Below are 13,456 nucleotides of genomic sequence, written 5' to 3' on the forward strand. Positions count from 1 at the left end.
GCCAGAGAATCACTGTTTCAAGGCATCTTTAAGCGAAAGGCCTGAAATCATGGGTTTATACTCTTTTCAGGCTCATTTTGGGATTGGAAAATACTATACATTTATCATAATTACCAAGTATTTATAAAAATACTCAATATAATTATAAAAATTCCCTACTCAATTGGATGTCTGACAACTATTTTCAAGTTTTCTATATAGCAATCCAAGTACATCCCATTTGTGCATGGACCATGATGGTGACAGTAAATACTGTCGCTCACCAGAGCCGGTTAGCCGGTGAAACAACAAATCTTCTGGTGCCCTGTTAATCATTTCTGCCAGAACATCTGTATAAGATTCCATTGTCAATTCAGTGACTTCACCATGTCGCCATTGTCGTGCAAGCTGCGTTCCTTTAACAATATGCAACGGGTGAATCTTGATTGCATCCACACCCAACGCAACAACTCGATCGAAACTGATCAGGCTTTCTTCAGGCTCTTCACCGGGTAAACCAACGATGAGATGCGTACATAGTTTTAAGCCGTGTGCTTTTGCTCTATTGACCGCGTCGACGTAATCATCATAAGTATGACCACGGTTGATTCGTTCTAGCGTGTGATCAAAGCTGGATTGTAGACCAAGCTCAAGCCAGACTTCATAACCTTGATGCTGATAGGTTGCCAGAAGTTCAAGAACAGGCTCAGGAACACAATCTGGCCGAGTGCCTACTGCAAGGCCAATGATTCCTGGCTGGGCCAGCGCTTCATCATAATAGCGTTTGAGGTCTTCTACTGAACCGTAGGTGTTACTGTAGGATTGGAAGTAGGCAATAAATTTTTGCGCACCGGTTCTGGCACTGACTTTTTCTTTTGCCTGGGCAATTTGGTCGGATATCGCACCCGCTTTGGTACTACCCGGGCTGAATGACGCATTATTGCAGAACGTACAGCCACCAATACCTTTGGTGCCGTCACGGTTTGGACAGGTAAATGATGCGTTGACCGAGACCTTATGGACTTTCTCCCCATATTTTTGCTGGAGATAGCGACCAAAAGTGTTTACGTAACGAGTCATGTCCATAGGCGATCATTGTCAGCTAGAAAAACAAGACAACATAACGGCTAACAGAAAATTCGACTATACGGAGTTCAACGCATGGGTTATGGGTATTGCCTAACCAGTGCCTTTCTTCATTCGCTCGAGGGCTTCCTGAACCACGGCTTTGGCTTCATCTTGACAGGCCTGCATGGCATCGGGGTCATCCGGGGCTACTCGCCATTCAATAATCCTTTTCGCCAACTTCCGTGCCATAACACCCACTAGGTCATCAAGGTAGGTTTCATCAAACATGGCCAGATGCATAAATCTCAAATGTACTAAAAGCTGCTCTGGCTTATCAGGTTCTTTCATATGGATGGCAAAATCGCCGGCATCTGAGGTACTTTGGCTGATCGTTAACGTAAAATGCTCACCACTCATGGCTATCTCCCGGCTTTACTAAATTCAGTTGTCGGCGATGCCTCCGGTGGCTTTATGAACATCCAGACCAGCTGTCAGCCCATTCGTCCAAATAGCAGCAATTCCGACCCGTTCTGCCGAAATCACCTGTATCGGGCGCTCTCCCATGGCTAGACTGTGAGGAAGGTAACTTTTGCCCGCAATCAGCGATGGAGTGCACGAGCATGTCTTACATTACCAATAAGAATGTTGAAAACTTGCCAAATGATGATCAACAGAAAGTTCAGGATGTTGGGTCGGTAGATAAGGTGGATCCAATGCAAGCTCAGACTTTTTCGGATCTGGTGAAAGATAAAGAAGAAGCTGAGCTGGCGGATGCAGCGGAAGCCACAGATGAAATCACACCGGAAGAGCTCCAACGACAGATCAGGGATAATCTGTTCAGGAATGGTTTCAATAGAGCCATCGAAAGAGCCCGGGAGATGGCAAAAGAAATGAAGGATGGTTGACGCTAAACCTCCCCTTCCCAACGTTTACAGCGCATTTAAGAACCTTAATAAACAGAGCTGGCCTGTTAGAGCGTCTTTTCTTTCGATGTAAACATCGTTCAGGTATGAAACGACGCTCATCCAGCCTTTGTATTTAGCCGTTACGGGGTGTAGCCAGCATGTCGATAGGATCGTCGAACGTGGTTCCGTTTGATTCGACCGGTCTTGAAAAGCCGTCAGGCACCCTTCCGTTTTCCGAACTGAACGAACTGGCCACTGACCACCTTTCCCCCAGCATCGATAAACTCAAAGAAGCGCTTCTTCGTCATCTGGATCTGCACATGGAGGATCTTGATAATAATCAGGACATCATGCGCTGGGTCGAAGTAAAAAACCGCCTTAAGCAAAACGGTGAACAACTAAGATCCTGTTTTCTGAAAGAGCTTCGCAATGATGACTATGAAGAAGCAGAAACAAGTTTGGAGACGCCGACTCTGGAACTGTTGGACAATGAAGAACTGGAACACAAACTGCTCTGGCAGAAGGCCACAAAGCTCTTTGAAAAGTACAAAAACGCAGAGCTCATCAGCCATATTAACCTGACCCTCAATGCACTTTACCCTGACTACAAAGGCACCTACCCCGCTATGCCAGAGCGGATTTGCGAAAGTTTCTCAATTGCCCTCAAAAGTCTTTCACCGGAAAGAGATATTGAAGAGATGTTTTTCACATGGTTCTCATCTCACCTGCAGTCCCCTATGGAAGAGTTACTGGCCAAAATTGATTCGATCATCATTGAACGGGGTTTGGAAATAAAAGCGCCCCCAAAATTCGCAGCTGCCCCCATTCAAACTCAAACCGCGGACACTCCAGCCAACGGCTCCGGCTCAACTGGGGGAGGAGCTCAACCGTCTGGAATCATCTCGGGAAGTTCGCTTTCAGATCTAAACGACACGGTACTTTTGGACTCATTTGCAGATCGTCTGATGTCTCGGTTAGAAGGCATGTTAGCTGAAGGTGAAATCATTTCTGAAGGCAAAGGTGCCCGTGTTCGTACGGTTGATCTTACCCGCGTACTGACGTGTATTCAGTCTGAAATTACATTTCAAAATCAATCCATTGATAATTTGCACTACTCGGTGACTCAGGCGCTGGAAAATCAGGGGATTAATTCAAAACTAACCCGTCACCATGAAGATCTGATCAACATGATTGGCTGGCTGTTCGAGTTCATTATTGAAGACCACCAGCTGCCAGATGAAATCAAAAAAATTCTCGGCTTTCTACAGATTCCTGTTTTAAAAGAGGCCATTCAAGATGACAGTTTTTTAACCAACCATGACCACCCTGCCCGAGCATTACTCAATACAATCACCGCATCAGGCCTGGAGCACTGCACAGAGCTAAATCATAACCACCACGTATTTATGTTAATTGAACATACAGTTCACTCAATCATTAGTAACCATTGTGAAAACCCAAACATATTTCAGGAAGCGCTCAAGGAGTTTCATCATAATCTAGATCTGATTATTAACCCTGTTGAAGAAATCGAGCAAAATTTGGAAGAAGAAATCGTATTGTTTGAAGAAGAAAACGTACTAATTGAAGAAAAGGCTCTTAATGATAATACGGTTGAATTTGACATATCCTGGAATGAAATCTTTGTTGACGAAACGGATATACAAGCGAAAGCTCGGGAACCACGAGTTATAGATGACAGAGAAACTAATGCGCTAAACCACTTGCAGCAAACAGAATATGACTTCGATGAGGACAGCGAGGAAGAAATTATCCTTTCAAGAAATACCAAAGAAAATGATAAGGAGGACATATTATTAGACTTACTGAACTCTTCGCATCCAGAGGCTGTTTCTGAAAAAACAAATGAGCCCATCATTATTAAAGGTTTACAGCCTGGCCAGTGGATTGAGTTTGTGGGCAAAGGCAATTCTCACCGATTCTGCTGCAAACTGGCCAAACTCAGTAAAGACCGACATCGGTATATCTTTGAAAATAGCTCAGGTATGCGAGTAGCTGAAATTTCAGGCAGTGACCTTAAAAAAGAAATTGAGAGCGGTTCTATCGTTATAGAGCAGGATAACCCTGTATTTGACCGTGCGATTCAGGCCGTAATGCATCGATTCAAGAAACGATAAGTTAAAGTGATAGTGTTCTGAGGCGACTAAGAATCGTATCGGAACGGGTATTTAATTATGTTGAATCTGGATTATTTAAAACAGATTGCTGATGGCGATGTAGAGCAGGTTAAAGAGCTGCTGACCACTTTTTTCCTGGTGACTCAAGAAGACTTAGTCAACCTGAAAACGGCCATCAATAATCAGCAAGATTCGTTAGTTGCCAGTATTGCCCACCGCATTAAAGGTGGGGCGCTTATTGTTGGCGCAAGCCAGTTAACGACATTGGCAGCAGAATTGGAACAGTGCGGTATGGCACCAGAGCAACAACGCTATTCAACCTTATTTGAACAGATCGAAACCTGTTTAAATAACTTGAAAGAACACTGTAAAAATCTATCAGACTGATTTATCCATCAAACTGAACAGCCGAAAGCCCACAATTACAGAAAAAGCTTGAACCGGTGTATTTAAGACCGCCTTTAGTATCTGTGACGCCAGATCACTACCCTGAATCAGAAAGCTGGTCACTGCCTGAAATCCAAACAACAAAACGAGCAACAAAACGAACACGGGAAGTAAAAGCCTTATTTCCCCTTTCGTTTGTGCAAAACTGCCTTTGATGGCATCCAATGGCTGCTCACCATTCAAAACCACCCGATACTCCACAAACATCAGTTTATAAAGTAAAAACAACCCTGGCAGAATATACAGCCCCATGCCCACCAATGTAGCCAGAAGCACCAGCATGTAACTCGATACAAGTGGTAAATATAGGCTCCTGGCCTGAGCAAAACTGTCCATAAGGCTCAGCGTATTACCGCGATCCCGACTCGCAACAAAGCAAATCACAGTCCCAGTAGCCAACGGTTCGATCAGTGATGAAATCAACAGTTCAATAGAGCCGCTGCTTAAGGCTTCATCACTGTGAATTTGACCAGTCAACAGATAGCTCAGCACTGTTGAAAACAGTGCTGTCAGACAAAACACAGCCGTGATGCTAACGCCATAGCGAGAGAAGAAATAAAGGGACTGGCGAACTGGTGACATGCTTTTCCAACCGAAGCGATAAGTACCTAACCCTATGAAATCATATATTTCATAGGGTTAGGTACTTAGTTATACAAAAGACGATCTTACCAAGGGATTACGGAGCCGTCATAGCTAAAAAACTGACCGCTATTTTTCAACGACAAATTATCGATCACTTTGCGCATACCACTCACTGAGGTATCTGCCGTAATCAGCGCATTTGGCCCACCCATATCGGTTAACACCCAACCCGGATGCAGAAGGCCAACACTGATACCTTGCGCCTTCAAATCAATGGCCAGGCTTTTACCTACCGCATTCAACGCTGCTTTCGCGGATCGGTAGATATAACTGCCGCCTTTTTGATTGTCGCCCATACTGCCCATTTTACTGGACATAAACAGAATCTTTTTATCCCCACTGGCGGCAACCTTTTCCACCAGCGCCTGAACCACCATCAACTGCGCAACTACATCAACCTGCATAACCTCCATCCACGGGTCAGAGGTTACCTGATCCCAGGATAATCCGGCTGGCCCATAAATACCTGCATTATTGATCAGGATATCCACCGGCGCCTCAATCACATACTTCAGGTTCTGAATCATCCCGGGTTGGGTGATATCAAGGGGAACCAGCTCAAACTGGCTGCCAAAGGCTCTTTTCAATTCCAGCAAGCCCTGAGACCGTTCCGGCGAACGAGAGCAGCCATACACTTTGGCTCCTGAAGCAAGGTACTGCTTGCACATTTCCAGCCCAAGCCCACGGCTGACACCTGTAATCACCACTACCTTTTCCATAGTACCTCCCGATCATGATAGAAAAATCATTCTTGGCCGATGCAAATAGTTATACCTGCAATAGTCTGTATTCGCTATTGCCGTTCAATTAAGAAAGATAATCATCAGGCAAGTGTACAATGCCCAATAAAATACCAGGTAGCCATAGCCACCCCGTTAATCATACTCACAACGATCAGAGTAAACCTGTTGAAACTGGTCGGTATGGGAAAAAACACGTAGCTCAAACAGAACCCAATGAATATCTGGATAAAGATTCGCTATCACCAAATGGACAGGAGTTGACCACACGTAAAGTAACTCAACAGCATTTGGATATGGTTCTGAGCCTTGCTAATGAAAAGAAGTGGAAAGCTTTATCCTCCGCGATAGAGGTTCATGGTCAAACAATAAGCAGCATTGAACAGATTATTGAAACACTACAAAACCAAAAGATAGACTTACCCGCCAGCCTGCAAAATCAAATCTGCCAGCAATTTGGCAAGCTTTCCGCAATGATCAAAGCAGTCACTTTGAAGAGTGGTTTACCTGAAGAGCCACAACAAGAAATAGGGGCTTTGCATTATTACCTGGGCGGATATCAAAAACCGGACAGTGTGGTTGGCACTCTGGCAAGATTTGCGATGGATGATTTTATAGACACACACAACCTACACGCCGCTGATCGACAGCTGGTGGTGGAGCACATGTCTGCCACCATTTATGAAGTTATTCTTCTAAGAATTATGGCACTGCTAGATATGGTGAAAAGGCAGAGTAACGATACAAATCACAAACATCAGTTGCAAACATCGCATCACGAAATGCGTATAGAGTTCAACCACCTGCAATCAATAAAACTAAAAGCGTAGCTACAAAAAAGGGGCCGAAGCCCCTTTTTTCTCACACCAGCAACAATACAACCGTTGCCAGACTCAAAATCAATGTTCCACCATAGCAAACCGCTTTAACCCAGCCAGCAGGGTGGAAACCCAGATCGTGAGAACCGTGATAAACACGGTGAATACACGCCCAGTAAGACGGCACCAAGGCCACCATCAGAGCAATCTTGCCAATCCAGCTCTCCAGAAAGAAACCAGATATACGATCATAAGACAGCGCTTCCGCAGGAATGATTTCCAGCGGCACACCCAGACCAACCACAAAGATAATGGCCGGAAAGAAAAAAGCGATGGTCGTACCACCAGCACCGAACAGACTCCACAACAGAGGTTCAATATGACGCTTCTGACTCATGTTCCCTCTCCTTAAAGTCCAAATGTCGCTGAAGCCAGAATCACCGCAGACACCACGGCAAGACCAACGTACATCAGCTTGTTAACTACATGATCTTTAACCATTTTACGCACCTGCTGAGGCAAAACCCGTGGGGTCATCTCAAAGTAGGTCACAGCATGATAAATGGTCAGACCCAGCGTCACTACCGTGAACAGAATCATCAGCGGATTAGCCTGAAGATCAAGCCAGCTGTTCCAGCTTTCTTCACCACGCACCAACTGAACCAGACCGAAAAACAGGTTCAGACAGTACAGGCCATCGAAGAACGCAGACGACTCCCGAATCATGTAATTGCGGTAAAAAGGATGATCCATGTACCAGGTGCGCTTCATGGGGCGCACATAAGGGCGGCGACTCATCACTTATCTCCTTTACGTGGCATCAGGAAAGAGAGCGCCCAATCCTGGGAACCCTGCAGTTTGTTCTGGTTGATGGCGGCAGCCGGGTCAACGTTCTTCGGGCAAACTTCTGAACAGTAACCCACAAAAGTACAAGACCATACGCCGTCTTTACCCTGAATCACTTCGGTACGCTGATCGTAACCGTCATCACGGCTGTCAAGATTATAACGGTGACCCAATGCGATAACTGCTGGACCTGTAAACAGTGGGTTCAGACCCATCTGCGGACAGGCGGAGTAGCACAGCATGCAGTTGATACACATGGAGAACTGCTTGTACAGACCGAGCTGCTTAGGCGTTTGCTTGTTGACGCCCTCTTCAACCGGCTTTTCCATGGCATTGATGATGTACGGCTTAACAGACTCCAGCTTCTTGATGAAGTCGGCAGTATCCACCACCAGATCTTTCTCAATCGGGAAGTTCGCCAGCGGCTCAACCTTGATGGTGTTTGGATAGTAATCCCGCAGGAAAGTCTCACAGCCCAGTTTTGGTGTGCCGTTAATGACCATGCCGCAGCTACCGCACACCGCCATACGGCAAGACCAGCGGTAAGACAACGTAGCATCCAGCTCGTCCTTGATGTGCTCAAGGGCGTCCAGCATGGACCAGTCTTCGTTGTAAGGAATATCGAACTTGCCAAACGTTGGCTTGTCATCGGTCTCCGGGTTGTAGCGGAGAATCTCGATGGTAATGGTTTGGTTACTCATGGCCTTACTTCCCTTCCTTCTCAGCTGCCTGCTTTTCAGCAGCAGCGCCGTATACACGCTCTTCTGGCTGGAAGCGGGTCACGTTAACGTCCTGGTATTCCAGACGTGGCTTCGCATCACCATTGAAATAGGCGACAGAATGCTTCAGGAAGTTCACGTCGTCTCGGGCTTCAAAACCGTCGATACGCTGATGAGCACCACGGGATTCTTTACGCTCGACACCACCAATGGCCATACACTCAGCCACCATCAGGGAGCTTTGCAGTTCGAAGGCCTGGAGCAGTTCGGTGTTGAATACCTTACTCTTGTCTTCTACTTTCACATTCTTGAAGCGGTCACGGAGTTCGGAGATCTTATCCAGACCCGCCTGCATCTCTTCACCGATACGGTAGATACCGAAGTTGTCTTCCATGGTTTTCACCATTTCGTGACGCAGGTGAGAAGCTTTCTCGGTGCCGTTGGCATTGCGCAGGCTTTCGATACGAGCCAAGTGAGCACGCGCCTGATCAACCAATTTACCTTCGTCAGACATTACGTTCTGGGAAGCAAAATCAGCGGCACTTTCACCGGCTACTTTACCGAATACTACGGTTTCCGCCAGAGAGTTAGACCCCAGACGGTTAGCGCCGTGCATACCCACGCTGGCACATTCACCAGCAGCAAACAAACCTGCGATATCTGTCGCACAGTTAATGTCGGAACGAATACCACCCATGGTGTAATGCACCGCAGGACGAACCGGAATGGGCTGGTGAACCGGGTCAACGCCCAGATAGTTTTTCGCCAAAGAACAGATCAGTGGCAGACGCTCCATCAGTTTCTGCTCGCCCAGATGACGCAAATCAAGGTGGACAGCGTCGCCTAGAGGCGTATCGATGGTGCGACCTTTACGCTGCTCCTGCCAGAACGCCTGAGACAGTTTGTCCCGCGGGCCCAGCTCCATATATTTGTTCTTTGGCTGCCCAACCGGCGTTTCTGGTCCGAGACCGTAATCCTGCAGATAACGATAGCCATCTTTGTTCAAAAGAATACCACCTTCGCCACGACAACCTTCGGTCATCAGTACGCCAGAGCCTGGCAGACCGGTTGGGTGGTATTGAACAAATTCCATATCACGCAAAGGTGCACCAGCGCGCAGCGCCATGGCATGACCGTCGCCGGTGACAATAGCGCCGTTGGTGTTAAAACGGAAAATACGACCAGAGCCGCCGGTTGCAAACACAACAGACTTGGCCAGGAACACTTTAGGTTCACCGGTCTTCACTTCGATGGCCACAACACCCTGAGCACGACCATCTTCCATGATCAGATCAGTAGCAAAGAACTCATCGTAACGTTCGATGGATGGATACTTGGTAGACGTCTGATACAGAGTATGCAGCATGTGGAAGCCGGATTTATCCGCCGCAAACCAGGTGCGTTCAATCTTCATACCACCAAAGGCACGAACGTTAACGTCACCGTCGTCTTTACGGTTCCATGGGCAGCCCCAGTGCTCCAGACGAATCATTTCTTCGGTAGAGTGGGATACGAAGTAATCAACCACATCCTGATCGCACAGCCAGTCGCCACCGGCAACGGTATCGACAAAGTGGTTTTCCAGGGAATCGTGATCCTGAATAACACCGGCAGAACCGCCTTCGGCAGCGACGGTGTGACTGCGCATCGGGTAGACTTTGGAGATCAAAGCCACTTTCAGTTCAGGATTTTTTTCAGCAACGGCAATCGCAGCCCGCAGCCCGGCGCCACCGGCACCGACAATGGCTACATCAGCCTTTATGACCTGCATACGCAAACCTCTAACGCCTTATACTGCAACATTGAGCGCAGTCTTCGGCTTATTTGGAGTTTTATGAGAAGGGTTAAAAATTCAAGAAAGGATTTTATAGGAGCTGGACAGTAATGCTATTGATACAGAACAAAAATACACCAACTTTTCGGAAAGCCACGATAAAATCGGGCTCCTTATATGCGTATATAACTACATCCTATTCACCATTGAATGAACGCACAAGATTATAGACACAACCTATTGATCTGAATCAGTTTTCGCGACCATTTCAGCCTCTCTTGTTCTGGCCGCAATGGATTTCAAGCTGTCAAAACGCTTCTGCAGCGCTTTCAGTTGCACCTCAATGCTGGTATCAACCACACCAATCTCACTTTCCATGATGCAGTCTCCGGCAGACAATCGAGGATCTGCCACCAGATCAATAAAACCAACACCTTTATAATCTGCCAGAATTTCATTCAATCGCGCCTGTACTGCACTGTAATGGGCAGGAGGTATACGAACAGTGACGTGCTTTTCACTTCTAACATGCTGTAACGCGTTTTTAACCAGATTCACAGCTAACTCTTCCTGGTTAAACTCGCCGATAATCTTTTTGACCCCGGAGAGTAAAATATTCGCCAGCGTGTCTTCTATATCGGAAAGGTAATTAATCGTCCGACTCACCACTTTTAACATATGGTCAGTCTGATCTTCACGGGCCTTGGTCATTCCCTCTTTATAGCCCCGTTTTTTTTCGTCTTCGTAGGCCTGCCTGGCCTCTTCTTTTATTTTCTCAGCCTGCTGATGGGCAGCCTGCATGATTTCATCCGCTTCAAGGTATTCAACGTAATCATTGGCCTTGAGCACTTTGCAGCTTGGATCCAACTCCAAACGAACGTTGTTCAGGATAACAGGTGCCGCCACTGTCGATTCACCTCTTTATGTGTTTTTAAAAGTAGAGAAATGCATTGAGGACTGGTAAGACCGGTATCGGACGGCTTACTCAATGGGGTCTGCCAGCTTCTCGGCATTTTCATGATCAGCCGCTGCCTGAAGGCTTCTGGCACGTCTGAAAATGCAGAGGCCATGACACTCTGTCCGGTTGAGATCAAGTACGCCTTAAAACGATCCAGGTTACCCCAATCGATCAAGATACTCGGACCCGATTTCACAGCAGTCCTACTGATAAACTGAGCCTTCTTTACGGCAAATCGGTAAGCCTCTTCACCAAGGCACTGCTTTAATGCCGACCTTTCTTCTCTGCGCACGACGGAGCGAATCACCTCTTCATTAGTGACCAGACCAATATAAAAAGCCAGTTGTTCAATCTCTGCTGCACTGGCAAAGACTACCCGCTTATCAAACCGTCCAAAATCAAAATCAAATGCGCCTTGAAGATTGAACTTTTTGAGCAAGTAGGCGGAAAGACTGAAATGCGCTGCCGGGTCTGACTTCAGTGACTCAATCACTCGAAAATTTTCATCTTTCTGAAGCCAACTGGGATGCGCATACCGAACAGGATAAAAGTTAAACTTTATGGCCAAATTAAACAGACTTTGCCCACTGTCGTCCTGCCTATTACTTTGGCTATTCATGGCCTAACTCACTCTGACTGAGCTGTTTTTTTTCGTCGCTTCTGAGCATCGATCCAATAAACATAGCCTGTTGCTACAGCTGCGAGAAGGAGCAGAATCAATAATGCGTATAAACCTAAACGAAATATCCCGGCAGAACTTTCGGGCACGTCAACAAATAACACCGTTTCAGTCGACGATGTATTGGAAAAAGATGCATTCAGACGAGTCGCAGGAAATATTGAAACCGAAATCTTCTCAAGGGATAAACCTTCAATACTGTTAGCAACCAGTGTTTTTACTTTAGGTATAAAGCCTGCCAATTCCAGCTCTGTGGTGTACTTAATAAATACTGAGGCTGAAGAAGGATAAGTCACGTCTGTTAAGCTGTCTTGCTCTTGAGGCAGAACAACATGTACCCGGGCAACCACGACACCGTCGATCATTGACAAGGTAGACGACAACTCCTGAGACATGGAATAGGTATATCTGGCTCGCTCTTCGGTTGGAGAAGAGATCAAACCATCTTTAGGGAATATGTCACCAATAGAAGAGTATTTTTCCTTGGGGTAGCCATAGTTGTTTAACACCCTGATGGATCTGGAAACATCTTCTCCGTCCACCAATAGCGTCACCACTTTGTCTTTATCTATCAGCTTGTCACTGGAAATACCGTTCTCCATGAGAATAGCCAGCATTTGATTGCCTTCTTTCTCATCAAGACCTGAATATAGCTCTACTTTACATCCCAACAAGATAAGACTGGAAAAAACCACCAGTATCAGCCTAAAGCTCTTGAGAACCCCCTGTTTCATATGAGGTGACCCTATCGATGTTTAATTGAATTCTACCTCTCTGTTAACGGCCAGGAGGTAGAAAACTTATCAGAAGATCGGGATAGATTAAGAATAAATATCACTGGTTACGTAGAAGTGTATCGAAGGTTTGAGTGCTCTTACTGACAATTTTGCCAATATAATCCTCAGTAACCATCAAGTTCGTCATAGCTAGCTGAGTATTAAACATATCTTTCATACTCATCGCCTCTCCGGGAGCAAGGTGCCCCTTAACCAGATCAGCCCTGTCTTCAACATGATTCCTCAGCCCTTGCATACCCCTTAGTACTTTGTCACCAAGGGTTAAACCTGGATCATCAGCAATGACACCTTCCGCGGCAGCCGTTTCATAAGCTGCTTGAGGTGGACTTTTAAGATCACCGGAAACCAACTCGGCAAAACGCCCTGCAGAATCATCATCCGGCTGATCCGATGTTGACAAGCCTTCTTTGGCTTTATCAAAAGCCTTATCACCCAAATCACCGGGTTTGGTAATTTTATCAACCATAGCAAGAGACCTCTGAGCTTTATTCAGTTCTGAGGTACTGCCTCTCTCCCGGGGAACTGGATCGTTTTGGAATTAAAATATACTGATTTACTTATCAGGTTAGCTGATCAAGCTTGGACATCAGATACTGAATGGCTTTTTCCACACTAGGGCGGTCAAATTCATTATCAACCAAAAACAAACCGATAAATAATTGATTATCTTTAAGTCCAACCTGCAATGGCCATGCATAACTGTTTGTAAAGTGACACCCTTTCAAGGCCTTTTCCATGGCTGGCAAGGGGTTAAAAGCGTCAATATCTCGGTGTAGATACATTAAAACACCGTCTTCTTTTTGCTCCATGTACAAAGAGCCACTTCGCTCATACTCAAAGCAAATCACGCCCTCTGGACCAAAATTCAGCCCGCTGACTCCCATTCCATTGCCAACATCTGCAAGGACTTCATCCTTCCAGTCCATTACCTTCTCCTTTTAAA

Annotated in this window: 18 protein-coding genes; 4 read left to right on the forward strand and 14 right to left on the reverse strand. The window is 46.2% G+C overall.

All coding sequences use genetic code 11. The annotated features are described in order from the left end of the window. Positions 1-159: 159 nt before the first annotated feature. The 3 genes from mnmL to AKL11_RS26475 all read right to left on the reverse strand — a co-directional run bounded on the left by mnmL (position 160) and on the right by AKL11_RS26475 (position 1,611). Entirely contained in the window at positions 160-1,065 is a 906-nt protein-coding gene (gene mnmL / locus AKL11_RS14600) for a tRNA modification radical SAM protein MnmL/YtqA (protein WP_067518736.1), read from the reverse strand. Positions 1,066-1,158: 93 nt separating this feature from the next. Then, positions 1,159-1,464, reverse strand: coding sequence for a hypothetical protein (locus tag AKL11_RS14605; protein ID WP_067518738.1), 306 nt, complete (start codon positions 1,462-1,464; stop codon positions 1,159-1,161). 24 nt (positions 1,465-1,488) lie between these two features. Further along, positions 1,489-1,611 carry a hypothetical protein gene (locus tag AKL11_RS26475; RefSeq protein ID WP_301335658.1) on the reverse strand — a complete coding sequence of 41 codons (123 nt, stop codon included), beginning with the start codon at positions 1,609-1,611 and terminating at the stop codon, positions 1,489-1,491. 56 nt (positions 1,612-1,667) lie between these two features. Here AKL11_RS26475 and AKL11_RS14610 point away from each other — a divergent pair, with 56 nt between their 5' ends. The 3 genes from AKL11_RS14610 (at position 1,668) to AKL11_RS14620 (ending at position 4,477) form a co-directional block, all read left to right on the forward strand. Further along, positions 1,668-1,952 (forward strand): hypothetical protein, encoded by a 285-nt coding sequence (locus AKL11_RS14610; RefSeq protein ID WP_067518741.1) that lies wholly within the window; start codon positions 1,668-1,670, stop codon positions 1,950-1,952. A gap of 158 nt (positions 1,953-2,110) precedes the next feature. Then, positions 2,111-4,090, forward strand: a complete 1,980-nt coding sequence (locus tag AKL11_RS14615) for a DUF1631 family protein (protein WP_095210408.1) — start codon at positions 2,111-2,113, stop codon at positions 4,088-4,090. Positions 4,091-4,147: 57 nt separating this feature from the next. Further along, a complete protein-coding gene (locus AKL11_RS14620; protein ID WP_067518745.1) occupies positions 4,148-4,477 on the forward strand; it encodes an Hpt domain-containing protein in 330 nt (109 codons plus the stop codon). Here AKL11_RS14620 and AKL11_RS14625 read toward each other — a convergent pair. Continuing rightward, entirely contained in the window at positions 4,469-5,119 is a 651-nt protein-coding gene (locus AKL11_RS14625) for a DUF7847 domain-containing protein (protein ID WP_067518747.1), read from the reverse strand. The two genes, AKL11_RS14620 and AKL11_RS14625, sit on opposite strands and share 9 nt — an antisense overlap. Before the next feature lie 86 nt (positions 5,120-5,205). After that, on the reverse strand, positions 5,206-5,901 hold the full coding sequence (locus AKL11_RS14630; protein WP_067518749.1) for an SDR family oxidoreductase: 696 nt from the start codon (positions 5,899-5,901) through the stop codon (positions 5,206-5,208). A 119-nt stretch (positions 5,902-6,020) separates the two neighbouring features. Between AKL11_RS14630 and AKL11_RS14635 the strand changes: the two genes are divergently transcribed. Further along, positions 6,021-6,752: a hypothetical protein gene (locus AKL11_RS14635; RefSeq protein ID WP_067518751.1), complete on the forward strand. Its 732-nt coding sequence runs from the start codon at positions 6,021-6,023 to the stop codon at positions 6,750-6,752. 31 nt (positions 6,753-6,783) lie between these two features. On the opposite strand, the gene frdD is transcribed toward AKL11_RS14635, so the two are convergent. The 9 genes from frdD to AKL11_RS14680 all read right to left on the reverse strand — a co-directional run bounded on the left by frdD (position 6,784) and on the right by AKL11_RS14680 (position 13,439). Beyond that, the gene (frdD, locus tag AKL11_RS14640) at positions 6,784-7,137 is read right to left on the reverse strand and encodes a fumarate reductase subunit FrdD (protein ID WP_067518753.1); all 354 of its coding nucleotides are present in this window, start codon (positions 7,135-7,137) and stop codon (positions 6,784-6,786) included. A gap of 11 nt (positions 7,138-7,148) precedes the next feature. Beyond that, positions 7,149-7,538: a fumarate reductase subunit C gene (locus AKL11_RS14645; RefSeq protein ID WP_095210409.1), complete on the reverse strand. Its 390-nt coding sequence runs from the start codon at positions 7,536-7,538 to the stop codon at positions 7,149-7,151. Further along, positions 7,538-8,287: a succinate dehydrogenase/fumarate reductase iron-sulfur subunit gene (locus AKL11_RS14650; RefSeq protein WP_067518757.1), complete on the reverse strand. Its 750-nt coding sequence runs from the start codon at positions 8,285-8,287 to the stop codon at positions 7,538-7,540. Before AKL11_RS14650 ends, AKL11_RS14645 begins: the two co-directional genes overlap by 1 nt. Before the next feature lie 4 nt (positions 8,288-8,291). Then, on the reverse strand, positions 8,292-10,076 hold the full coding sequence (gene frdA, locus AKL11_RS14655) for a fumarate reductase (quinol) flavoprotein subunit (protein WP_067518759.1): 1,785 nt from the start codon (positions 10,074-10,076) through the stop codon (positions 8,292-8,294). Between the two features lie 240 nt (positions 10,077-10,316). Continuing rightward, complete coding sequence (locus tag AKL11_RS14660; RefSeq protein WP_067518761.1) at positions 10,317-10,985, reverse strand: HrpE/YscL family type III secretion apparatus protein; 669 nt, start codon at positions 10,983-10,985, stop codon at positions 10,317-10,319. Beyond that, entirely contained in the window at positions 10,964-11,656 is a 693-nt protein-coding gene (locus AKL11_RS14665) for a SctK family type III secretion system sorting platform protein (RefSeq protein WP_067518763.1), read from the reverse strand. Before AKL11_RS14665 ends, AKL11_RS14660 begins: the two co-directional genes overlap by 22 nt. An 8-nt stretch (positions 11,657-11,664) precedes the next feature. Beyond that, complete coding sequence (sctJ, locus tag AKL11_RS14670) at positions 11,665-12,450, reverse strand: type III secretion system inner membrane ring lipoprotein SctJ (RefSeq protein ID WP_067518765.1); 786 nt, start codon at positions 12,448-12,450, stop codon at positions 11,665-11,667. Between the two features lie 100 nt (positions 12,451-12,550). Continuing rightward, the gene (locus tag AKL11_RS14675) at positions 12,551-12,979 is read right to left on the reverse strand and encodes an EscF/YscF/HrpA family type III secretion system needle major subunit (RefSeq protein WP_067518767.1); all 429 of its coding nucleotides are present in this window, start codon (positions 12,977-12,979) and stop codon (positions 12,551-12,553) included. Positions 12,980-13,073: 94 nt separating this feature from the next. Then, the gene (locus tag AKL11_RS14680; protein WP_067518768.1) at positions 13,074-13,439 is read right to left on the reverse strand and encodes a type III secretion system chaperone family protein; all 366 of its coding nucleotides are present in this window, start codon (positions 13,437-13,439) and stop codon (positions 13,074-13,076) included. Positions 13,440-13,456 lie beyond the last annotated feature (17 nt).

The organism is Endozoicomonas ascidiicola, assembly GCF_001646945.1.
Taxonomy (GTDB): Bacteria; Pseudomonadota; Gammaproteobacteria; order Pseudomonadales; family Endozoicomonadaceae; genus Endozoicomonas; species Endozoicomonas ascidiicola.

Coding starts and splice junctions, on each gene's coding strand:
- AKL11_RS14605 (WP_067518738.1), bottom strand. CDS start 1,464: ATGAGTGGTGAGCATTTTACGTTAACGATCAGCCAAAGTACCTCAGAT.
- AKL11_RS14615 (WP_095210408.1), top strand. CDS start 2,111: ATGTCGATAGGATCGTCGAACGTGGTTCCGTTTGATTCGACCGGTCTT.
- AKL11_RS14675 (WP_067518767.1), bottom strand. CDS start 12,979: ATGGTTGATAAAATTACCAAACCCGGTGATTTGGGTGATAAGGCTTTT.
- AKL11_RS26475 (WP_301335658.1), bottom strand. CDS start 1,611: ATGGGAGAGCGCCCGATACAGGTGATTTCGGCAGAACGGGTCGGAATT.
- AKL11_RS14635 (WP_067518751.1), top strand. CDS start 6,021: ATGCCCAATAAAATACCAGGTAGCCATAGCCACCCCGTTAATCATACT.
- frdA (WP_067518759.1), bottom strand. CDS start 10,076: ATGCAGGTCATAAAGGCTGATGTAGCCATTGTCGGTGCCGGTGGCGCC.
- AKL11_RS14625 (WP_067518747.1), bottom strand. CDS start 5,119: ATGTCACCAGTTCGCCAGTCCCTTTATTTCTTCTCTCGCTATGGCGTT.
- AKL11_RS14665 (WP_067518763.1), bottom strand. CDS start 11,656: ATGAATAGCCAAAGTAATAGGCAGGACGACAGTGGGCAAAGTCTGTTT.
- AKL11_RS14620 (WP_067518745.1), top strand. CDS start 4,148: ATGTTGAATCTGGATTATTTAAAACAGATTGCTGATGGCGATGTAGAG.
- mnmL (WP_067518736.1), bottom strand. CDS start 1,065: ATGGACATGACTCGTTACGTAAACACTTTTGGTCGCTATCTCCAGCAA.
- AKL11_RS14645 (WP_095210409.1), bottom strand. CDS start 7,538: ATGAGTCGCCGCCCTTATGTGCGCCCCATGAAGCGCACCTGGTACATG.
- frdD (WP_067518753.1), bottom strand. CDS start 7,137: ATGAGTCAGAAGCGTCATATTGAACCTCTGTTGTGGAGTCTGTTCGGT.
- AKL11_RS14610 (WP_067518741.1), top strand. CDS start 1,668: ATGTCTTACATTACCAATAAGAATGTTGAAAACTTGCCAAATGATGAT.
- AKL11_RS14680 (WP_067518768.1), bottom strand. CDS start 13,439: ATGGACTGGAAGGATGAAGTCCTTGCAGATGTTGGCAATGGAATGGGA.
- AKL11_RS14630 (WP_067518749.1), bottom strand. CDS start 5,901: ATGGAAAAGGTAGTGGTGATTACAGGTGTCAGCCGTGGGCTTGGGCTG.
- sctJ (WP_067518765.1), bottom strand. CDS start 12,450: ATGAAACAGGGGGTTCTCAAGAGCTTTAGGCTGATACTGGTGGTTTTT.
- AKL11_RS14650 (WP_067518757.1), bottom strand. CDS start 8,287: ATGAGTAACCAAACCATTACCATCGAGATTCTCCGCTACAACCCGGAG.